The organism is Enterobacter sp. 22499, assembly GCF_052044815.1.
Lineage (GTDB): Bacteria > Pseudomonadota > Gammaproteobacteria > Enterobacterales > Enterobacteriaceae > Enterobacter > Enterobacter bugandensis.
This window is the reverse complement of the sequence record NZ_JBQENR010000007.1, coordinates 1-20,613: the sequence shown is the minus strand read 5'-3', so window position 1 is coordinate 20,613 and position 20,613 is coordinate 1. Positions and strand designations below refer to the sequence as shown.

Sequence of the window (20,613 nt, the reverse complement as noted above, 5' to 3'; positions counted from 1 at the left end):
TTGGTAAAAAATCAGTGCTCTTCAGACGCCATCGACAGATAGACGATCGTCAGAACCATGAAGATAAAGGCTTGCAGCGTAATGATCAGGATGTGGAAAATGGCCCATGGCACATTCAGAACCCACTGTGACCACCACGGCAGAAGACCCGCGATCAGAATGAAAATCAGCTCACCCGCATACATGTTGCCGAACAGTCGCAGACCCAGTGAAACAGGTTTGGACAGCAGGCTAACGCCTTCCAGGATCAGGTTGACCGGAATAAACGCCCAGTGGTTGAACGGCTGCAAGGTAAGCTCTTTCACAAAGCCGCTTACGCCTTTCATTTTGATGCTGTAGAAAAGAATCAGGATAAACACGCCCAGCGCCATAGACAGGGTGATGTTCACGTCCGCAGACGGTACAACACGCAGCGCAGGCAGGCCGAAGATGTGCTCGCCGATGAACGGCAGCAGGTCAATTGGCAGCAGGTCCATCAGGTTCATCAGGAAGACCCAAACGAACACGGTCAGGGCCAGCGGAGCAATCAGCTTGCTCTTACCATGGTACATGTCTTTCACGCTGCCATGGACGAAGCCGATGATCATCTCAACGAACGTCTGGAATTTCCCTGGAACACCGCTGGTCGCTTTTTTAGCAACGCTGCGGAACATGGCCAGGAACAGAAGACCCAAAACCACCGAGAAGAACATGGAGTCGATGTTGATCGTCCAGAAGGTGGCCGGGGGGTTATGTGGATCCACCAGCGAGAATGTACGCAGGTCCAGCTGAAGGTTATTCAGATGGTGACCTATGTAATCCTGCGGCGTCATATTTTCTGAAGCCATGATGCCTTTTACCCTTTGTTATTGATTACAGCTGGAGCCAGAACTTGTACCACCAGCACCAAAACCCACGTTGCTATCAGCGGCATGAATACCACTTTCAAAACCGCCAGCGCCATCACCAGTAGAGCAAAGGTCAGCAACACCTTACACACTTCGCCGAGAGCGAAGGACCAGGCCACGCGGCCTTTGGCGGGTGTATGCGCCTGATGACGCCAGGCAAAAATCATAAACAACACGTTTGGCAGCACGACCGCCAAACCCCCGCACACGGCGGAGATGCCCCAGAAGGGGTCTTTGAGGCTAAACAGCAGTCCACTTGCTATCACAGCCAGAAACTGAATGAACAGAAGCTTACGAGCAACGTTTCTACTCAAGAGCGACACAGACATCACGTTTTTACTCCTGCTCCCTTCGAGGTATGCCGCGTGTCGTATAAAACGTCCTTTAAGGCTCAGAGTCAAGCATCAAAAAGCGGACAAATTATACGGTGCGTACCCGTGATTTCAAACATTAAGTAGCGAAAAGGTGAATAAATGTTTAAATATTTTTCCCCAGCGCTATTTTTTAACTTTCGTAGAAAGCACCGACCTTCGAGCAAAACTGCAAACAGCGCGAAAACGTTGACTACAAAGCGTGCACGAGATCACAAAACACACATTTGCGATAAGGTTGTATTTATCAAAGCCGTAAATCGTCCAGGATTATCTTTCTGAAATTAAACACAAAATATCGCAACTATTTTCAAAACAGCCCCGTACACAATAAAAACCTTTTATTGACATTCTTAATAAATAATTAACATTGCGTTCTGGTTACAGCCTTCCACTTTTAGCAGGCTGATATTTTCATAGTTGACTATCTTCGCGATGAATAATCGACTTGAGGTTAACCGCAAGAAAATCCCTGGTAAAAAAGCGGTTAAACGCTCTCTGGTTAATCCCGGTTAGTTGTGCTGTTTTTTAACATACTCAGAACAGCACAAATTCCACATTTTTTATTATTTTTTTAAAAATTGTTTGGCTTAATTATCACCAGATGACGTTCACCGTCGAGCTGCGGAACGTTTAATTTCTCGATGGTTTCAACGCTAAAACCGTCCGGAAGCTGTTCAATTTCATCACCGGGCAGCTGCCCTTTCAGCGCATAAAAACGGCCATCTTCTGCCGGCAGATGCTTACACCAGCTCACCATGTCATTGAGCGAAGCAAACGCACGGCTGATAACGCCGTCAAACGGCGGCTCTGCCGGAAACTCCTCTACCCTGCTCTGTACGGGCGTGATGTTATCGAGCTTCAGTTCATGCTGAACCTGGCGTAAAAAGCGCACGCGCTTGCCCAGGCTGTCCAGCAGCGTGAAATGGCTCTCAGGTCGGACAATCGACAGCGGAACGCCCGGCAAACCCGGCCCCGTCCCCACGTCGATAAAACGTCCACCTTTCAGGTACGGCGCCACCACGATACTATCGAGAATATGGCGAACCAGCATCTCGTTGGGATCGCGCACAGACGTCAGGTTGTACGCTTTATTCCATTTGTTCAGCATATCGACATACGCCACCAGCTGGTTTTTCTGGTGATCGGTGAGCGAAATACCTGCCTGATCCAGCAGACGAGAGAGTTTGTTGAGCACGGTGAATACCTGTTGAGAGTTTTTTTGCCCGGTGGCGCTGCCGCTTACCGGGCCTACGAATAAGTAGGGCGGGTCAGCGAAGCGCCACCCGCCAAAAGCAATGTCAATTACGCGCTACGGCGCAGCATGCCCTGCTTTTTCAGCCACACCAGCAGGATCGAAATCGCCGCCGGCGTAACGCCCGAGATACGGGAGGCCTGGCCAATCGATACCGGTTTGTGATCGTTCAGCTTAGCGATCACTTCGTTGGAAAGGCCCGTCACCTGACGGTAGTCCAGCATTTCCGGCAGCAGCGTGTTTTCGTTGCGCTGCTGTTTTTCGATCTCATCCTGCTGACGCGCGATGTAGCCTTCGTACTTCACCTGAATTTCGACCTGCTCGGCAGCTTCAGCGTCTTCAAGGCCCGGTGCGAACGCGGTCAGTTTGACCAGATTCTCGTAGGTGACTTCAGGACGACGCAGCAGATCTTCGCCGCTGGCTTCACGCGACAGCGGCGCTGTTAAGTGAGCGTTCACTTCGGCAGCGGTTTCCGCCTGTGGGTTTACCCACGTGGTTTTCAGGCGCTGACGCTCCTGTTCAATACGTTCCAGCTTCTCGTTGAAGCGCGCCCAGCGTTCGTCATCCACCAGACCCAGCTCGCGGCCTATCTCGGTCAGACGCAGGTCGGCGTTGTCCTCGCGCAGCATCAGACGATATTCCGCGCGAGAGGTAAACATACGGTACGGTTCTTTGGTGCCCAGCGTGCAGAGATCGTCGACCAAAACGCCCAGATAGGCCTGAGAACGCGCCGGCGCCCAGCCCTCTTTCTCGGCAGAGAAGCGGGCAGCGTTCAGACCGGCAAGCAACCCCTGCGCTGCGGCTTCTTCGTAGCCGGTGGTGCCGTTGATCTGCCCCGCGAAGAACAGACCGTGGATGAATTTGCTCTCCAGCGTCGGCTTCAGGTCACGCGGGTCGAAGAAATCGTACTCAATAGCGTAGCCAGGGCGAACGATTTTCGCATTCTCCATCCCCTGCATTGAGCGAACAATTTGCATCTGCACGTCGAATGGCAGGCTGGTGGAGATGCCGTTCGGGTAAATTTCGTTCGAGGTCAGCCCTTCCGGCTCTAGGAAGATCTGGTGCTGGTTACGATCGGCAAAGCGCATCACTTTGTCTTCGATCGACGGGCAGTAACGTGGGCCGATCCCTTCGATCACGCCAGCGTACATTGGGCTGCGATCGAGGTTATTGCGGATCACGTCATGGGTTTTTTCGTTGGTATGCGTGATGTAGCACGGTACCTGCTGCGGGTGTTGCGCCGCGTTGCCCATGAACGAGAAAACCGGCATCGGGTTATCGCCGTGCTGTTGGGCCAGTACGCTGAAATCAATGGTGCGCGCATCGATACGCGGCGGCGTGCCGGTTTTCAGACGGCTGACGCGCAGCGGCAGTTCACGCAGACGACGAGACAGCGGAATGGACGGCGGATCGCCAGCACGGCCACCGCTGTAGTTGTCCAGACCAATATGGATTTTGCCGTCCAGGAATGTCCCGACCGTTAGCACCACGGCTTTGGCGCGGAACTTGAGGCCCATCTGGGTCACGGCGCCCACGACGCGATCGTTCTCAACGATAAGATCTTCTACCGCCTGCTGGAAGATCATCAGGTTCGGCTGGTTCTCCAGCGCGGTGCGCACGGCCTGACGATAAAGCACGCGGTCTGCCTGCGCACGAGTGGCGCGAACAGCAGGGCCTTTACTCGCGTTTAGTATCCTAAACTGAATGCCCGCATGATCGATCGCTTTCGCCATCAGGCCGCCAAGTGCATCCACTTCTTTTACCAGGTGTCCTTTCCCAATGCCGCCAATCGCCGGATTACAGGACATTTGTCCCAGCGTGTCGATATTGTGTGTCAAAAGCAGGGTCTGCTGACCCATTCGCGCTGCGGCCATTGCGGCCTCAGTGCCTGCATGACCCCCGCCAATGATGATGACGTCAAAAGGATCCTGATAAAACATGGTGGTCTGCCTCGCGTAAAGCGGTATGAAAATGGATTGAAGCCCGGGCCGTGGATTCTACTCAACTTTAGTCTTTCGAGAAAGCATTGGGATCCTGGGCTATTAAAAAGAAGATCTTTTTATTTAGAGATCTGTTCTATTGTGATCTCTTATTAGGATCGCGGACACGTGTGGATAAGTCCGATCCTGCAAATAAGATCATGCAGTTAGGAAGGATCGTTTGCTGTGAATGATCGGTGATCCAGGACCGTATAAGCTGGGATCAGATCGCGACTTTATACACAGGCCAAAAACGACGCTAGGGTTGTTCTTTGGATAACTACGGGTTAATACGAGCTTTTAACCAGAGTTATCCACATCTGTTCGCGCGATCTTTAATCGTTTTTGAGTAAATTTTTCCATTCCGCGAGCCAGATCTCGGCTGGATCTTCCGGAATGTCATGATCGAGGATGTTGATCTTGAGCGTTTCACCCAGCTGTTTTGCTCCGCAAGCGGTAACAGCGGCTTCGACCTTCTCTATTGCCCCGCAAAAGGTGTCATATTCACGACTGCCGATCCCCACTGCGCCAAAACGGACGTTTGACAGGTCGGGCTGCTGTTCCAGCAGTTCGTCATATAAAGGTTGCAGGTTATCCGGCAGATCGCCCGCGCCGTGCGTGGAGGTGATCAGCAGCCAGACCCCGTCAGCCGGGAGATCTTCAAGCAGCGGCCCGTGCAGCGTTTGTGTAGAAAAGCCTGCATCTTCCAGCTTCTCAGCCAGATGTTCCGCTACGTATTCCGCACCGCCAAGAGTGCTGCCGCTGATAAGGGTAATGTCCGCCATTGATCGCTCGCTCAGATAAAGAGGGGATCATTGTACGCTGTGAACGAGCTGGGATCTACCTGTGGAAAATGTGGGAATGAATTTGCCCGATCACGGGCGGATGGTACGCATGATCGGGTTTTGCAGGGAGATCAGTGTCTCGGTGGACTGAATTTCATCGATTGTTTGGATCTTGTTGATAAGTACCTGCTGGAGGGCATCGATGGAGCGGCACATCACCTTAATAAAGATGCTGTAGTGCCCGGTGGTGTAGTACGCCTCGGTGACTTCATCGAGCGCGTTCAGCTTTGCCAGCGCGGAGGGGTAATCTTTTGCGCTTTTAAGAATAATGCCGATGAAGCAGCAGACGTCGTAACCCAGCTGCTTCGGGCTGACGTCGATGCGCGCGCCGGTAATAATCCCTGCCTGCTTCATCTTCTCTACGCGAACGTGAATGGTTCCCGGGCTGACGCCAAACTGTTTCGCCAGTTCGGCGTAGGCTGTACGGGCATTGGCCATTAAGGCCTCAAGGATGCCGCGGTCCAGATTGTCGATCTGATAATTTTCCATAGCTTTTTCTTATGAAGATTAATGAATACGTCTATTCTAGCGTCTTATTTTAACGAATCAAAAGTGAAGGTGGCTTTTTGTTGATGGGTTATTGAATTAAGTGTCGATTCTGTTGCTTAATCATTATCAACAGGACGCAGGAGTATAAATAATGAAAACCGCTTACATCGCAAAACAACGCCAGATCAGTTTCGTAAAATCCCATTTTTCCCGCCAGCTGGAAGAGAAGCTTGGTCTTATTGAAGTTCAGGCGCCGATTCTGAGCCGCGTGGGTGACGGGACGCAGGATAACCTGTCTGGATGCGAAAAAGCGGTACAGGTAAAAGTGAAAACACTGCCAGACGCCCAGTTCGAAGTGGTGCATTCCCTGGCGAAGTGGAAGCGTCAAACCCTGGGACAACACGACTTCAGCGCGGGCGAAGGGCTCTACACGCACATGAAAGCCCTTCGCCCCGATGAAGACCGCCTCTCCCCTATTCACTCTGTCTACGTTGACCAGTGGGACTGGGAGCGAGTAATGGGAGATGGTGAACGCCACGTCGGCACGCTGAAATCCACCGTTGAGGCGATCTACGCGGGGATCAAAGCGACCGAAGCGGCCGTGAGCAAAGAGTTTGGTCTGGTACCGTTCCTGCCGGATACGATCCACTTTGTCCACAGCCAGGAACTGCTGAGCCGCTTCCCGGATCTTGATGCCAAAGGCCGCGAGCGGGCGATCGCCAAAGAACTGGGCGCGGTATTTCTGATTGGCATCGGCGGCAAACTGTCTGATGGCAAACGTCACGACGTTCGTGCGCCGGATTATGATGACTGGAGCACCGCGGGCGAAAGCGAATATGCCGGTCTGAACGGCGATATTCTGGTCTGGAACCCGGTTCTGGAAGATGCGTTTGAGCTCTCTTCGATGGGGATCCGCGTGGATGCAGAGGCGCTGAAGCGCCAGCTGGCGGTGACCGGTGATGAAGATCGCCTTAAATTAGAGTGGCATCAGGCGCTGCTGCGCGGTGAAATGCCGCAGACCATCGGCGGCGGTATCGGGCAGTCCCGTCTGACCATGCTGCTGCTGCAACTGTCTCACATTGGTCAGGTGCAATGTGGAGTCTGGCCGCAGCAGGTACGTGAAAGCGTCGATTCTCTTCTTTAATTAACGCCGCCAGCGTCTGAGCAGACGGCTACGCAACCCGGTATCAAAGCGCCAGATATGATCGAAGATGCGCATGATGCCGGGTTTTCCATGTGCGGACATCGCCACGGCATGAAAACGATGCTGGTGCACGCGCTGCAGCTCCTTCACTTTATTTACCACATCTTCCGGCAGCCGCTGGGCAATGAAATCGGAAATCACCACCGCGTCAGCGTCGTACCAGTCGCCGCCCTGCATCCGTTCTACAATGCTGCGAAAACAGCTGGCCAGATCGGTGCCGCCGCGAAAACGCTGGCTTAAAAAGCGGATGGCCTGCTCAATGCCCTGCTGGTTCGTCAGCTCGTAGCCCACGACTTCGCTGGAGAAGAGCATGATAAAGCAGCGACGGCGGTCAGCGAGCGCCACGCGCATCAGCGCCAGACAGAACGCCTTCGCACACTGCTCGTTAAAGCCGCCCATTGAGCCGGACGTATCCACGCAGACAATAAACGGCCCGCGCGGCTGCTCATCAAAGTCCTGATGCACGACCGGGCGCTGGCTGAGCTTCTCTCGCCAGGCTTCGCCGTGCAGCCGATAGGTGAGAAGCTGTTTTTCCACCAGCCGACGGTAAAACTCATACTCCAGTTCGGTCATTCCCAGCGTGCTTAGCTCGGTCGGCAGCAGGCGCAGGATGTCATCGCTTTGCTGGAGTCCGTCGACCTGCTCCGGCACGGTAGCCGGTTCGCGTACAAGGGTGCGGAAGGTTTCCATCGGGGCATCCTTCTTTGGGACCGATTTGGCCTCTCGCGAGCGGCCGAGCTGTTCCGCGAGCTTCATCAGCTCCGGCTGCTGGGTAAGAAAGTCGCCGTACTTCACGATCAGCTGATAATCCCCGCGCCGCAGCTGCCCGGCGCTCATATCCCAGAGGCGACCAGCGGCGTTTTCATTTTCTACCAGCACCTCTTCGAGCTGGCCACTCAGCGTCATGCGTTCCTGGACTTCGCTGAGCAGCTGTTCCCGCTCTTCATCCAGAAGCTGTTGGTTCAACGTGGTAGCCTGGACGACCAGGCTCAGGCGCCAGCGCTGTAAAAAGAGCGTGTGCAGCGCCGGGGTAAAGGTGACGTTTTCTGTGACCAGCGTTCTGGCCTGGCTGGCAAACGGAGAGTGGACTTTATCGAGCAGGGTAAGGGTTTGCGGGATCTGGACGATAAACTGTGGCGTCGATAGCCGCTGACACTGCTGATAGGCCGCGACTTCCTCCGTCAGTTCGGGCGGGACTTCTGTCTCCTTAAACCGCTGCCGCAGATTGTCGCGCCAGCGCGGGAGATCGTCCGTCATCGCTTTTTTGAGCTTCGGGAATTTTTCAAAGAAGGCCGCCAGCTGCGGCGATGCCAGAAGGGTAATCACCACTTCCTCGATCAACCCTTCCTCGCTGACGGCCAGCATCATATTGAGTGTGTCCAGCGTTAGCATTGACGCGCCTGTTTGATCTGCGCGCTGACGTCCTGCAGGCTGGCTTCAATGCGACCTAGCCAATCGCTATGAATAAAGAGGCATTTTTGCTGCTCGCTGAAGCGGGTGTGCTGCTGATGCCATTCGGTATCCAGCGCTTCCAGCTGCTGTTTAATCTCTTCCGGCACGCTGTCCGAGGCGGTGCCGGGAAGCGCAAGACGCGATCCCTGAAGGCTCACGTCGCGGATCACCAGGTGCTGACTGCTGTCCACTTCCATATTCAGCGGCTGCGCGAAACCGATGCCGTTGAGCTTTCCGCGGATCTCCCCGCCCTTATCCAGCCACTGCGCCAGCGGCTCGCGTTCAATCGTAATGTGCACCACCTGCATATCATGCAGCTTGAGGGGCTGCTGGAGCAGCAGTGTCAGCGTCGTGCCGGTCAGATCGGCGGGTAGCTCGTAATGCGGTTTGCGGGCGAACATGCCGCCCAGTCGGTTCACTTTTAGCGCGGTTTTATCGCTTTGCTGCTGCTGGAGCTGAATGCGCCGTTGGGCAATCGCCCCCAGCTGGTTGAGCATCGCCTGCTGCCCCCAGGCGTGCCCGGTCATCAAAACGTCCAGCTGCTGCTGCATCAGGTTCATGCCTTCTGCGTCGTGCCAGAGGCAGTCTTTTAGCAGGATCAGATCGATAGGGGCGACCGCGTCGCGACCGCTGAACAGCGCGCTGGCCTGGAGCAGACGGATCGCTTTTTTCCAGCGACGATCCGAGACGTACGGGGCGGAAGGCAGGGAATCAAGCTGCTGGCGCAGCATGAAGATCAGCTCAAAGACGGCGTCGGGCAGCTTAATTTTACCGATCTCGTCCTGCCACTGATGGTACTCCTCGTCCGTCACCTGCAGTGAAGGCGCGACCGGGTTTTCGTTTTCGTCCTGCTGGCTCACCAGCATTGAACGGAAGTTTGATTTATCCTGGACTTTATCCAGCCACAGGCGGATCAGCATACGGTCATACAGCGCTTCCAGGCTGCTGTCGGCTTCGGGCAGTTCGTTTGACGCGGCCACCAGCAGGCGCATGGGGATCTTCTCTTCGCTCGCGCCGTTGCGGAAGCGGCGTTCGTTGATTGCCGTCAGCAGGGTATTCAGAATGGCCGGGCCGGCTTTCCAGATCTCATCAAGAAAGACGATTTCCGCTTCCGGGAGATAGCCCGCCGTCAGACGCTCATAGCGCCCTTCATCTTTCAGCGCCTGAATAGAAAGCGGGCCGAAAACTTCTTCTGGCGTGGAGAAGCGCGTCATCAAATACTCGAATGCGCGAGCGTTCTGGAAAGCGAACTTTAGGCGGCGTGCAATCAAACTTTTGGCAATGCCCGGCGGTCCCAGCAGAAATACGCTTTCACCGCTCAATGCCGCCAGCAGGCAAAGGCGAATGGCGTGGCTACGCTCGTAAAGGCCTTTCTCCAGCGCGCTGCTGAGGCGGGAAATTCTTTCTGCTAATAAATGTGAGTGAGCCATAATAGTTTTGCATCCTTTCGCCGTTGTGGCGGCCAATTGAAGCGAGTATAGACGTTTCAGTCAGGGCTGGTAATAGGCTGAAGTGCGGCGCAATTTTCTTTGCGCTACATTAATGCGGTTGCATTTAGGGGTACGATTTTGCAATGAATCGTGCATACTGTGCGCTTTTTGTGGACCAAGGGACAGGAACACATTTGTTATTTAAACGAAAAGACTAGTCTATGAGCACTGATAATAAGCAATCATTACCCGCAATAACGCTTGCGGCGATCGGGGTTGTCTACGGTGATATCGGCACCAGCCCACTTTATACGCTTCGTGAATGTTTGTCCGGCCAGTTTGGCTTTGGTGTTGAGCGCGATGCCGTGTTTGGCTTCCTGTCCCTCATCTTCTGGCTGCTGATTCTGGTCGTTTCCGTTAAATATCTCTCCTTCGTTATGCGTGCAGATAATGCGGGCGAAGGCGGGATCCTGACCCTGATGTCCCTTGCCGGTCGCAATACCTCGGCCAGAATGACGTCTGTGCTGGTGATTATCGGCCTGATAGGTGGCAGCTTCTTCTACGGGGAAGTGGTGATAACACCGGCTATCTCGGTGCTCTCGGCGATTGAAGGGCTGGAGATTATTGCCCCGCAGCTTGATGCCTGGGTTGTCCCGCTGGCAATCATCGTGTTGACGCTGCTGTTCATGATCCAGAAACACGGTACCGGGCTGGTGGGCAAACTGTTTGCGCCGATTATGCTGGCCTGGTTCCTGATCCTGGCGGCGCTCGGTTTGCGCAGCATTATTGCGAACCCGGAAGTGCTGCATGCGCTGAACCCTTACTGGGCGGTGCATTTCTTCCTTGAATACAAAGTGGTTTCCTTCGTGGCGCTGGGTGCGGTCGTGCTCTCCATCACCGGTGTGGAGGCGCTCTATGCTGACATGGGGCATTTCGGGAAGCTGCCTATCCGCGTGGCATGGTTTATTGTGGTGCTCCCGTCGCTGGTGCTGAACTACTTCGGTCAGGGCGCGCTGTTGCTCAAGAACCCGGAAGCGATTAAGAACCCATTCTTCCTGCTGGCACCTGACTGGGCGCTGGTGCCTATGCTGATCCTCGCAACGCTGGCGACCGTGATTGCCTCTCAGGCGGTGATTTCCGGGGTGTTCTCTCTGACCCGTCAGGCCGTTCGTCTGGGATATCTCTCGCCAATGCGCATCATCCATACCTCAGAGATGGAGTCGGGCCAGATCTACATCCCGTTCGTTAACTGGCTGCTCTATTTTGCTGTTGTGATCGTGATTGTTAGCTTCGAACACTCCAGTAATCTGGCGGCGGCCTACGGTATTGCCGTGACCGGTACGATGGTGCTGACGTCGCTTCTCTCCACCACGGTGGCGTACCGCAACTGGCACTGGAATAAGTTCCTCGTGGGGATGATTCTGGTGGGCTTCCTGTGCATTGACGTGCCGCTGTTCTCTGCGAACCTCGACAAAATTGTCTCCGGTGGCTGGCTGCCGCTGACGCTGGGCCTGTTGATGTTCATTGTCATGACCACATGGAAAAGCGAGCGCTTCCGCCTGCTGCGCCGCATGCATGAACACGGTAATTCTCTGGAGGCGATGATCGCGTCGCTTGAGAAATCCCCGCCGGTGCGCGTGCCGGGTACCGCGGTTTACATGTCTCGTGCCCTGAATGTGATCCCGTTTGCGCTGATGCATAACCTTAAGCACAACAAAGTGCTGCACGAGCGCGTGATCCTGCTGACGCTGCGCACCGAAGATGCGCCGTACGTTCACAACGTGCGCCGCGTACAGATTGAGCAGCTGTCCCCGACCTTCTGGCGCGTGGTGGCGAGCTACGGCTGGCGCGAAACGCCGAACGTGGAAGAGGTGTTCCACCGCTGCGGTCTGGAAGGGTTAAGCTGCCGGATGATGGAGACGTCGTTCTTTATGTCCCACGAGTCGCTGATCATCGGCAAGCGCCCATGGTACCTGCGTCTGCGCGGCAAGCTGTATCTGATCCTGCAGCGTAACGCCCTGCGCGCGCCTGACCAGTTTGAGATCCCGCCTAACCGCGTCATTGAGCTGGGGACGCAGGTCGAGATTTAAGTCTCCGTGCGGCCTGATGCCCTCACCCCGGCCCTCTCCCACAGGGAGAGGGCGCAAACATCTAAAACGGTAACCTGACGGTTACCGTTTTGCATTTACCTCCCCCTCCATTTCACTTAGCGAAACGTTTCGACGTTGATCACAAATCCGTTACGTCATGATGGTTTTCTGAACATTTATGCGGCTACACTATTTTTAGCGAAACGTTTCGCTAGTGGAGCAAGAAAATGAAGAAAGGCACGGTTCTCAACTCAGAAATCTCATCGGTTATTTCCCGTCTTGGGCATACCGATACGCTGGTGGTTTGCGATGCAGGCTTACCGGTTCCGCGCAGCACAACCCGTATCGATATGGCGTTAACGCAGGGCGTGCCCTCGTTTATGCAGGTACTGGAGGTGGTGACGACGGAGATGCAGGTTGAGGCGGCCATTCTCGCGGCGGAAATCAAACAACATAATCCGCAACTCCACGAAACGTTGCTCAGCCACATTGAGCAACTGCAACAACACCAGGGAAACACCATAGAAATTCGTTACACAACGCACGAACAGTTCAAACAACAAACCGCAGACAGTCAGGCGGTGATTCGCAGCGGGGAGTGTTCCCCGTATGCGAATATCATTCTCTGTGCTGGCGTCACCTTCTGAGGCCATCATGGACGCATTACTGCAACTCAAAGGGATCGATAAGTCGTTCCCGGGCGTAAAAGCCCTCTCCGGTGCGGCGCTTAACGTCTACCCAGGACGCGTGATGGCGCTGGTGGGCGAAAACGGTGCCGGCAAATCCACCATGATGAAAGTGCTGACCGGGATCTACCAGCGCGATGCCGGTTCACTCGTTTGGCTGGGTAAAGAAACCACCTTTAACGGCCCGAAATCCTCTCAGGAAGCGGGCATCGGCATTATTCACCAGGAGCTGAACCTGATCCCGCAGCTGACCATTGCGGAGAACATCTTCCTGGGCCGCGAGTTCGTGAACCGGTTCGGCAAAATCGACTGGAAAACCATGTACGCCGAAGCGGACAAGCTGCTGGCGAAGCTGAACCTGCGCTTTAAGAGCGACCGCCTGGTGGGCGACCTCTCCATCGGCGATCAGCAGATGGTGGAAATCGCGAAGGTGCTGAGCTTCGAGTCGAAGGTCATCATTATGGATGAACCGACCGATGCCCTGACCGATACCGAAACCGAATCCCTGTTCCGCGTGATCCGCGAGCTCAAAGCGCAGGGACGCGGCATTGTCTATATCTCTCACCGCATGAAAGAGATCTTCGAAATTTGCGACGACGTTACCGTCTTCCGCGACGGCCAGTTTATCGCCGAGCGCGAAGTGGCGACGCTGACCGAAGATACGCTGATCGAAATGATGGTGGGACGTAAGCTCGAAGACCAATATCCGCATCTGGACAAAGCGCCGGGCGAGATCCGCCTGAAGGTAGATAACCTCTGCGGCCCAGGCGTAAACGATGTGACCTTTACCCTGCGTCAGGGCGAGATCCTGGGCGTGGCGGGCCTGATGGGCGCGGGCCGTACCGAGCTGATGAAAGTGCTGTACGGTGCACTGCCGCGCACCAGCGGTTACGTTACTCTTGACGGCCATGAAGTGGTGACCCGCTCGCCGCAGGACGGGCTGGCGAACGGCATCGTCTATATCTCCGAAGACCGCAAGCGCGACGGCTTAGTGCTGGGCATGTCGGTGAAAGAGAATATGTCCCTCACCGCGCTGCGCTATTTCAGCCATAGCGGCGGCAGCCTGAAGCATAAAGATGAGCAGCAGGCGGTCAGTGATTTTATCCGTCTCTTCAACGTTAAAACCCCGTCGATGGAGCAGGCTATTGGCCTGCTGTCCGGCGGGAATCAGCAGAAAGTGGCGATTGCCCGCGGGCTGATGACGCGCCCGAAGGTGCTGATTCTCGACGAGCCAACCCGCGGCGTGGACGTGGGCGCGAAAAAAGAGATCTATCAGCTGATTAACCAGTTCAAGGCCGACGGTCTGAGCATCATTCTGGTCTCTTCCGAGATGCCAGAAGTATTAGGCATGAGCGATCGCATTATCGTCATGCATGAAGGGCATCTCGGCGGTGAATTCACTCGCGAGCAGGCCACCCAGGAAGTTCTGATGGCTGCCGCTGTGGGCAAGCTTAATCGCGTGAATCAGGAGTAAGAAGATGACTACCCAGGCTGTTTCTGGTCGCCGCTATTTCACAAAGGCATGGCTGATGGAACAAAAATCGCTGATTGCCCTGCTGGTGCTGATCGCGATTGTCTCGACCATGAGCCCGAACTTTTTTACCGTCAATAACCTGTTCAACATTCTGCAGCAGACGTCGGTGAACGCCATTATGGCGGTCGGCATGACGCTGGTGATTTTGACCTCGGGTATCGATCTGTCCGTCGGTTCCCTGCTGGCGCTCACCGGTGCGATCGCCGCTTCAATTGTGGGAATTGAGGTCAACGCGCTGGTGGCCGTTGCGGCTGCACTGGCGGCTGGCGCGGCGATTGGTGCCGTAACTGGCGTGATTGTGGCAAAAGGCCGCGTTCAGGCGTTTATCGCCACGCTGGTGATGATGCTGCTGCTGCGCGGTGTGACCATGGTTTACACCAACGGTAGCCCGGTGAATACCGGGTTTACGGATAACGCGGATCTGTTTGGCTGGTTCGGTATCGGTCGCCCGCTGGGTGTCCCGACCCCGGTCTGGATCATGGCTATCGTCTTCCTGGCGGCGTGGTACATGCTGCACCATACCCGCCTGGGCCGTTATATCTATGCGCTGGGTGGTAACGAAGCGGCCACGCGCCTGTCCGGTATCAGCGTTAATAAAGTCAAAATTATCGTGTACTCCCTGTGCGGCCTGCTGGCCTCTCTGGCGGGCATCATCGAAGTGGCGCGCCTCTCTTCCGCACAGCCGACGGCGGGGACGGGGTACGAGCTGGATGCCATCGCGGCGGTGGTTCTGGGCGGTACGAGCCTTGCGGGCGGTAAAGGTCGCATTGTTGGGACATTGATCGGCGCACTGATCCTCGGTTTCCTGAATAATGGTTTGAATTTGTTAGGTGTTTCCTCCTATTACCAGATGATCGTTAAGGCAGTGGTGATTTTGCTGGCGGTACTGGTAGACAACAAAAAACAGTAACTGACGACACTACAGGACATCTTAGATATGAACATGAAAAAAAAACTGGCTACCCTGGTTTCCGCTGTCGCGCTGAGCGCAACCGTAAGTGCTAACGCCATGGCGAAAGATACCATCGCGCTGGTTGTCTCTACCCTGAACAACCCGTTCTTCGTCTCCCTGAAGGACGGTGCGCAGAAAGAAGCGGACAAACTGGGCTACAACCTGGTGGTGCTGGATTCACAGAACAACCCGGCGAAAGAGCTGGCTAACGTTCAGGACTTAACCGTTCGTGGCACCAAAATTCTGCTGATCAACCCAACCGATTCTGATGCCGTAGGCAACGCCGTGAAGATGGCAAACCAGGCGAAAATTCCGGTGATCACTCTGGACCGTCAGGCAACGAAAGGCGAAGTTGTGAGCCACATTGCGTCTGATAACGTGCTGGGCGGTAAAATTGCTGGTGACTACATCGCGAAGAAAGCCGGTGAAGGCGCGAAAGTTATCGAACTGCAGGGTATCGCCGGTACTTCCGCGGCCCGTGAACGTGGTGAAGGCTTCCAGCAGGCCGTGGCTGCACACAAATTCAACGTGCTGGCCAGCCAGCCGGCAGACTTCGACCGTACTAAGGGTCTGAACGTCATGCAGAACCTGCTGACCGCGCATCCAGATGTGCAGGCGGTATTTGCACAGAACGATGAAATGGCGCTGGGCGCGCTGCGTGCCCTGCAGACCGCAGGTAAATCAGATGTGATGGTTGTCGGATTTGACGGCACGCCGGATGGTGAAAAAGCAGTAAATGATGGCAAACTGGCTGCGACCATCGCTCAGCTGCCTGAGCAGATTGGCGCGACTGGCGTTGAAACTGCCGACAAAGTGCTGAAGGGCGAAAAAGTTCAGGCCAAATATCCTGTTGACCTGAAGCTGGTCATTAAGCAGTAAAGGCGATTCAGGCAGTCGCTGGCTGCCTGAGGGACACCAAATAAAAGAAAAGTGTGGCATACGCCACCGGGTAATACCGGTGGCGCTCTCAGATGGACACCTCAATACATGAAAACCGCAGGCAACCTCGTCGTCCTTGGCAGTATCAATGCCGATCACATTCTTAACCTTGAAACGTTCCCCACTCCGGGCGAAACCGTCACCGGCAATCAGTATCAGGTCGCATTCGGCGGTAAGGGCGCAAACCAGGCAGTTGCCGCCGGGCGCAGCGGGGCGAATATCGCGTTTATCGCCTGTACGGGTGATGACGATACCGGCGAGCGCGTACGCAAGCAGCTGGCGAGCGACAACATCGATATCGCACCGGTCAGCGTTGTCGCGGGAGAGTCTACCGGCGTGGCGCTGATTTTCGTTAACGCTGAAGGTGAGAATGTCATCGGTATTCATGCTGGCGCTAACGCAGCGCTAACAACGGAGCGCGTAGAAGCGCAACGTGCAATCATTGGCGGGGCCGAGGCCCTGCTGATGCAGCTGGAGTCCCCGGTTGAAAGCGTGCTGACCGCCGCGAAAATTGCGCATGAAAATCATACCACTGTCGTACTTAACCCTGCGCCTGCCCGTGTATTATCAGATGAACTGCTGGCACTGGTGGACATCATTACGCCGAACGAAACCGAAGCGGAAAAGCTGACGGGCATTCGCGTTGAAAATGACAATGATGCCGCGCGTGCGGCGAAAGTGCTGCATGCAAAAGGCATCGGGACCGTTATCATTACTCTTGGTAGCCGCGGGGTGTGGGCTAGCGTCAATGGCGAAGGCCGTCGCGTGCCGGGCTTTAAGGTCAAAGCCATCGATACCATCGCCGCTGGAGACACCTTCAACGGTGCGCTGGTGACGGCATTGCTGGAAGGAAAAGCGATGGATGACGCGATCCGCTTTGCGCATGCCGCCGCCGCGATTGCGGTGACGCGCAAAGGCGCACAGCCTTCCGTTCCGTGGCGTAAAGAGATCGACGAATTCTTAAGTCAGCAGGGGTAACGCTTGGCTACGATGAAAGATGTCGCCCGCATGGCGGGCGTTTCTACTTCGACCGTCTCTCACGTTATTAATAACGACCGCTTCGTCAGCGAGGCGATTCGGGAGAAAGTCGAAGCCGCAGTAAAAGACCTCAACTATGCGCCGTCGGCGCTGGCGCGCAGTCTGAAGCTTAACCAGACGCGCACCATCGGCATGCTGATCACGGCCAGTACCAATCCTTTCTATTCTGAACTTGTTCGTGGCGTAGAGCGCAGCTGCTTCGAGCGTGGCTACAGTCTGGTGCTGTGCAATACCGAAGGCGACGAGCAGCGCATGAACCGCAACCTGGAAACGCTGATGCAAAAACGCGTCGACGGGCTGCTGCTGCTCTGTACCGAAACGCATCAACCTTCAAAAGAGATCATTCAGCGCTATCCTTCTATTCCCACGGTAATGATGGACTGGGCGCCGTTCGACGGGACCAGCGATCTGATTCAGGATAACTCGCTGCTGGGTGGCGATATGGCGACGCAGCACCTGATTGATAAAGGCCATACCCGCATTGCCTGCATTACCGGCCCGCTGGATAAAACCCCGGCGCGCTTGCGTCTGGAAGGCTATCTTTCGGCAATGGAGCGGGCAGGGCTTGCCATTCCTGATGGCTATCGCATCACCGGCGATTTCGAGTTTAACGGCGGTTTCGAGGCAATGCAGACGCTGCTGGCGCAAGAGCCTCGCCCGCAGGCGGTGTTTATCGGCAACGATGCGATGGCGTTTGGTGCCTATCAGGCGCTGTATCAGGCGGGACTGCGCGTTCCGGACGATATGGCGATCGTGGGTTACGATGATATCGAACTGGCGCGCTACATGACGCCGCCGCTGACCACGATCCATCAGCCGAAGGATGAACTGGGTGAGCTGGCCATCGACGTGTTGATCCACCGTATGGCGCAGCCCACGCTGCAACAGCAACGTTTGCAGCTTACTCCTGTTCTGATGGAACGCGGTTCGGTTTAGCTTTCTCTTTGTGACGTTCTTTAATCAGGTTCCGGCCATCTTTCGGTTTTAACAACATAAAGACCAGCGCCGACACCACGGTAAGCGCGCCCATGGTGATAAAGGTATAGTGGAACTGCTCAACGGTATTCGTGCCGTCAAACCCTTCATAAAACCGCAGCACCGCCGCGCTCACGGCTACCCCGAGGCTGATCGACAGCTGTTGGGTCACCGCCAGTACACTGTTGCCGCTGCTCGCGTTCTCGTCGGTCAGGTCCGCAAGGGTGATGGTGTTCATCGACGTGAACTGCGTTGACATCGCCATTCCCAGCACAAACAGCGGCAGGATCAACATCCAGACCGGTAACGCCGCGGATTGCAGCGAGAACTGCGTAATCATCAGACCGATAAAGACCGTCACGCCAACCAGCGTTTTACGATAGCCAAACCAGCGCAGTACCTGTGTGACCGTCGATTTCGCCAGAATGGAACCCATTGCCGTGGGCGCCATCATGCAGCCGGCAATCAGCGCCGGGTAGCCGAACCCCACCTGCAGCATCAATGGCATCAGGAACGGTACGCAGCCTGTGCCCAGACGTGAGGCAATATTTCCCGCGATCCCGACGGAAAAGGTTCGGGTGTTAAAGAGAGATAAAGAGATAAGCGGTGTCGGGTGACGACGCGCATGGCGTATATAAAGAAGGAACAGCAGAATACCACTGAGGATGACGGCGAGCGCCAGCCACGTTTCAACGAGCTTCTCGCCAATGAGCTCCATGCCACTGGAGAACAGCACCAGGCTCAGTCCAAACAGGAAAAAGCCGCCCATATCGAAGCTGCGCCTTGGCGTGGTGAAGTTCGGCATATATTTGCGGGCATAGATCAGCCCTGCCACGCCAATCGGAATATTAATCAGGAAAATCCAGTGCCAGCTTGCCCAGGTAACCAGCACACCCCCGAGGACCGGGCCAAGTATTGGGCCGACCAGCCCCGGCATGGTGACAAAGTTGAGTACGGGGAGCAGTTCGCTGCGTGGGTAGGCACGCAGCAAAGCGAGGCGCGCCACCGGCATCATCATCGCGCCGCCTATTCCCTGCAGTACGCGAAAGATAACCAGCTCCGTTAATGAAGTGGAGAGCGCGCAGGCCAGTGAACCGAGCGTAAAGAGCGTTACGGCCAGCATGAAAACTCTGCGGGTACCGAAGCGATCGGCCAGCCAGCCACTTACCGGGATCAACATCGCCACCGTGAGGGTGTAGCTGATGATGGCGGACTGCATTGCCAGCGGGGAGCGGTTAAGGCTTTGCGCAATGGCGGGAAGCGCCGTATTGAGGATGGTGGCATCCAGTGCCTGCATAAAGAACGCCATGGCTGCAATCCACGGCAATCCGGCCATGCTGCGCGCTTTTTTCTCTGTCATTTATTTACCTGCTGGTGGGTTGGTGCGGTCAGCAATGCCTGACATGCAGTCAGGGCTCGCTGCCCGTCGCTCTCCTGAATGGCATCTACTATCGCCTGATGCAAATCCAGCTTTACCACTTCGTCTTGTGTAATAGAGGTAAAGTAGGTGTGGTACACCGAATGGAATAACGAAGCAAAGGAAGTGAGGAACGGATTGGCGCTCATCATATAGATATGTTCATGCCAGGCCATATCGACCTCAATCCATCGTTCCCGGTTGAAGTGTTTTTTCAGGAACACCATCTCTTCCATGAGTGCGTTAAGCTGCGCTTTCTGCTCTGCTGTCCCGAGCGTGGCGGCAAGCAGGCATGCCTGAGGTTCAAGGCTGCTGCGCATTACAAGAAAGTGATCGACGACCTGATGAAAGTTGTCTTCGGTCATCCACCAGGAGAGCAGCTCCTGATCGAGAAAATTCCAGTTATTCTGTGGCATCACGCGCGTGCCAATACGAGGGCGTGGAAGCACCATACCTTTTGCCGTCAGGGTTTTCACCGCCTCGCGAACCGCGGTACGGCTTACTCCAAACTGCTCACCCAGCTCCATTTCACCCGGCAGGATGCTCCCCGGGGCATATTTACCCGCTAAAATCCGCTGCGCCAGCTTTTCTGCCAGCACATAGGACAGATTTTTTTGGGCGGCCAGCTGTTGTGCGCTTAATGGCATCGCTTTTATTCCTTAATGTTTCATGCTGTTAATTATGCCACCTCGAATGTGATTGTGGTTGCAGATACATCAAATAGAACAATTTGTAGCTTGATATCACCTCTGTTGGTGAAAAAAAACACGGTCAGAAACTTTTTTTGAATTTCCTCTTGTCACTTAAGAATAACGCCCTATAATGCGCCTCCACTGACACGGAGCAACGGCACACACGCCGCCGGGTCAGCAGAGAACAGCGAAAATAAACGCTTGACTCTGAAGCGGGAAAGCGTAATATGCACACCCCGCGCCGCAGCAAAAACGAAGCGGCACTGCTCTTTAACAATTTATCAGACAATCTGTGTGGGCACTCAAAGTGACATGGATTCTTAACGTCCTCGGACGAAAAATGAATACCAAGTCTCTGAGTGAACATACGTAATTCAT

Annotated in this window: 18 protein-coding genes; 8 read left to right on the top strand and 10 right to left on the bottom strand. The window is 55.1% G+C overall.

All coding sequences use genetic code 11. The features are described from left to right. Positions 1-11: 11 nt before the first annotated feature. The 6 genes from atpB to asnC all read right to left on the bottom strand — a co-directional run bounded on the left by atpB (position 12) and on the right by asnC (position 5,826). A complete protein-coding gene (atpB, locus tag ACTJI7_RS18060) occupies positions 12-827 on the bottom strand; it encodes a F0F1 ATP synthase subunit A (RefSeq protein WP_028014916.1) in 816 nt (271 codons plus the stop codon). A gap of 8 nt (positions 828-835) precedes the next feature. Further along, positions 836-1,216: a F0F1 ATP synthase subunit I gene (gene atpI / locus ACTJI7_RS18055; RefSeq protein ID WP_008500194.1), complete on the bottom strand. Its 381-nt coding sequence runs from the start codon at positions 1,214-1,216 to the stop codon at positions 836-838. 616 nt (positions 1,217-1,832) lie between these two features. Then, positions 1,833-2,456 carry a 16S rRNA (guanine(527)-N(7))-methyltransferase RsmG gene (gene rsmG / locus ACTJI7_RS18050; protein WP_028014915.1) on the bottom strand — a complete coding sequence of 208 codons (624 nt, stop codon included), beginning with the start codon at positions 2,454-2,456 and terminating at the stop codon, positions 1,833-1,835. A 107-nt stretch (positions 2,457-2,563) separates the two neighbouring features. Continuing rightward, on the bottom strand, positions 2,564-4,453 hold the full coding sequence (mnmG, locus tag ACTJI7_RS18045) for a tRNA uridine-5-carboxymethylaminomethyl(34) synthesis enzyme MnmG (protein WP_045261176.1): 1,890 nt from the start codon (positions 4,451-4,453) through the stop codon (positions 2,564-2,566). Between the two features lie 374 nt (positions 4,454-4,827). After that, entirely contained in the window at positions 4,828-5,277 is a 450-nt protein-coding gene (gene mioC, locus ACTJI7_RS18040; RefSeq protein ID WP_041911749.1) for an FMN-binding protein MioC, read from the bottom strand. 90 nt (positions 5,278-5,367) lie between these two features. Further along, positions 5,368-5,826 carry a transcriptional regulator AsnC gene (gene asnC, locus ACTJI7_RS18035; RefSeq protein WP_008500198.1) on the bottom strand — a complete coding sequence of 153 codons (459 nt, stop codon included), beginning with the start codon at positions 5,824-5,826 and terminating at the stop codon, positions 5,368-5,370. Between the two features lie 151 nt (positions 5,827-5,977). Between asnC and asnA the strand changes: the two genes are divergently transcribed. Next, entirely contained in the window at positions 5,978-6,970 is a 993-nt protein-coding gene (gene asnA / locus ACTJI7_RS18030; protein ID WP_041911750.1) for an aspartate--ammonia ligase, read from the top strand. Here the strand turns inward: asnA and viaA are convergent, their stop codons facing one another. Together viaA and ravA are read right to left on the bottom strand one after the other, a co-directional pair. Then, complete coding sequence (viaA, locus tag ACTJI7_RS18025) at positions 6,971-8,422, bottom strand: ATPase RavA stimulator ViaA (RefSeq protein WP_028014911.1); 1,452 nt, start codon at positions 8,420-8,422, stop codon at positions 6,971-6,973. Beyond that, positions 8,416-9,912, bottom strand: a complete 1,497-nt coding sequence (gene ravA / locus ACTJI7_RS18020) for an ATPase RavA (protein WP_045631286.1) — start codon at positions 9,910-9,912, stop codon at positions 8,416-8,418. The genes viaA and ravA overlap by 7 nt, the downstream gene beginning before the upstream one ends. Before the next feature lie 221 nt (positions 9,913-10,133). Here ravA and kup point away from each other — a divergent pair, with 221 nt between their 5' ends. The 7 genes from kup to rbsR all read left to right on the top strand — a co-directional run bounded on the left by kup (position 10,134) and on the right by rbsR (position 18,087). After that, positions 10,134-12,002, top strand: coding sequence for a low affinity potassium transporter Kup (kup, locus tag ACTJI7_RS18015; protein WP_045261172.1), 1,869 nt, complete (start codon positions 10,134-10,136; stop codon positions 12,000-12,002). Between the two features lie 227 nt (positions 12,003-12,229). Beyond that, complete coding sequence (rbsD, locus tag ACTJI7_RS18010) at positions 12,230-12,649, top strand: D-ribose pyranase (protein ID WP_063437512.1); 420 nt, start codon at positions 12,230-12,232, stop codon at positions 12,647-12,649. Positions 12,650-12,656: 7 nt separating this feature from the next. Then, positions 12,657-14,162, top strand: a complete 1,506-nt coding sequence (rbsA, locus tag ACTJI7_RS18005; protein WP_041911754.1) for a ribose ABC transporter ATP-binding protein RbsA — start codon at positions 12,657-12,659, stop codon at positions 14,160-14,162. A 4-nt stretch (positions 14,163-14,166) separates the two neighbouring features. Continuing rightward, complete coding sequence (gene rbsC / locus ACTJI7_RS18000; protein ID WP_006808742.1) at positions 14,167-15,132, top strand: ribose ABC transporter permease; 966 nt, start codon at positions 14,167-14,169, stop codon at positions 15,130-15,132. Positions 15,133-15,159: 27 nt separating this feature from the next. Continuing rightward, positions 15,160-16,053 carry a ribose ABC transporter substrate-binding protein RbsB gene (rbsB, locus tag ACTJI7_RS17995; protein ID WP_047366747.1) on the top strand — a complete coding sequence of 298 codons (894 nt, stop codon included), beginning with the start codon at positions 15,160-15,162 and terminating at the stop codon, positions 16,051-16,053. A gap of 108 nt (positions 16,054-16,161) precedes the next feature. Next, positions 16,162-17,091, top strand: a complete 930-nt coding sequence (gene rbsK / locus ACTJI7_RS17990) for a ribokinase (RefSeq protein WP_063155251.1) — start codon at positions 16,162-16,164, stop codon at positions 17,089-17,091. 3 nt (positions 17,092-17,094) lie between these two features. Continuing rightward, positions 17,095-18,087 (top strand): ribose operon transcriptional repressor RbsR, encoded by a 993-nt coding sequence (gene rbsR, locus ACTJI7_RS17985; RefSeq protein ID WP_028014905.1) that lies wholly within the window; start codon positions 17,095-17,097, stop codon positions 18,085-18,087. On the opposite strand, the gene mdtD is transcribed toward rbsR, so the two are convergent. Together mdtD and ACTJI7_RS17975 are read right to left on the bottom strand one after the other, a co-directional pair. Continuing rightward, entirely contained in the window at positions 18,053-19,486 is a 1,434-nt protein-coding gene (gene mdtD, locus ACTJI7_RS17980; RefSeq protein ID WP_049137069.1) for a multidrug transporter subunit MdtD, read from the bottom strand. The genes rbsR and mdtD overlap by 35 nt on opposite strands. Then, complete coding sequence (locus tag ACTJI7_RS17975; protein WP_049137067.1) at positions 19,483-20,190, bottom strand: FadR/GntR family transcriptional regulator; 708 nt, start codon at positions 20,188-20,190, stop codon at positions 19,483-19,485. Before ACTJI7_RS17975 ends, mdtD begins: the two co-directional genes overlap by 4 nt. Between the last annotated feature and the right edge of the window lie 423 nt (positions 20,191-20,613).

What these genes read in the sequence shown, in the direction of transcription:
- atpB (WP_028014916.1), bottom strand. Translation starts at nt 827, where the DNA reads ATGGCTTCAGAAAATATGACGCCGCAGGATTACATAGGTCACCATCTG.
- atpI (WP_008500194.1), bottom strand. Translation starts at nt 1,216, where the DNA reads ATGTCTGTGTCGCTCTTGAGTAGAAACGTTGCTCGTAAGCTTCTGTTC.
- mnmG (WP_045261176.1), bottom strand. Translation starts at nt 4,453, where the DNA reads ATGTTTTATCAGGATCCTTTTGACGTCATCATCATTGGCGGGGGTCAT.
- mioC (WP_041911749.1), bottom strand. Translation starts at nt 5,277, where the DNA reads ATGGCGGACATTACCCTTATCAGCGGCAGCACTCTTGGCGGTGCGGAA.
- asnC (WP_008500198.1), bottom strand. Translation starts at nt 5,826, where the DNA reads ATGGAAAATTATCAGATCGACAATCTGGACCGCGGCATCCTTGAGGCC.
- asnA (WP_041911750.1), top strand. Translation starts at nt 5,978, where the DNA reads ATGAAAACCGCTTACATCGCAAAACAACGCCAGATCAGTTTCGTAAAA.
- viaA (WP_028014911.1), bottom strand. Translation starts at nt 8,422, where the DNA reads ATGCTAACGCTGGACACACTCAATATGATGCTGGCCGTCAGCGAGGAA.
- ravA (WP_045631286.1), bottom strand. Translation starts at nt 9,912, where the DNA reads ATGGCTCACTCACATTTATTAGCAGAAAGAATTTCCCGCCTCAGCAGC.
- kup (WP_045261172.1), top strand. Translation starts at nt 10,134, where the DNA reads ATGAGCACTGATAATAAGCAATCATTACCCGCAATAACGCTTGCGGCG.
- rbsD (WP_063437512.1), top strand. Translation starts at nt 12,230, where the DNA reads ATGAAGAAAGGCACGGTTCTCAACTCAGAAATCTCATCGGTTATTTCC.
- rbsA (WP_041911754.1), top strand. Translation starts at nt 12,657, where the DNA reads ATGGACGCATTACTGCAACTCAAAGGGATCGATAAGTCGTTCCCGGGC.
- rbsC (WP_006808742.1), top strand. Translation starts at nt 14,167, where the DNA reads ATGACTACCCAGGCTGTTTCTGGTCGCCGCTATTTCACAAAGGCATGG.
- rbsB (WP_047366747.1), top strand. Translation starts at nt 15,160, where the DNA reads ATGAACATGAAAAAAAAACTGGCTACCCTGGTTTCCGCTGTCGCGCTG.
- rbsK (WP_063155251.1), top strand. Translation starts at nt 16,162, where the DNA reads ATGAAAACCGCAGGCAACCTCGTCGTCCTTGGCAGTATCAATGCCGAT.
- mdtD (WP_049137069.1), bottom strand. Translation starts at nt 19,486, where the DNA reads ATGACAGAGAAAAAAGCGCGCAGCATGGCCGGATTGCCGTGGATTGCA.
- ACTJI7_RS17975 (WP_049137067.1), bottom strand. Translation starts at nt 20,190, where the DNA reads ATGCCATTAAGCGCACAACAGCTGGCCGCCCAAAAAAATCTGTCCTAT.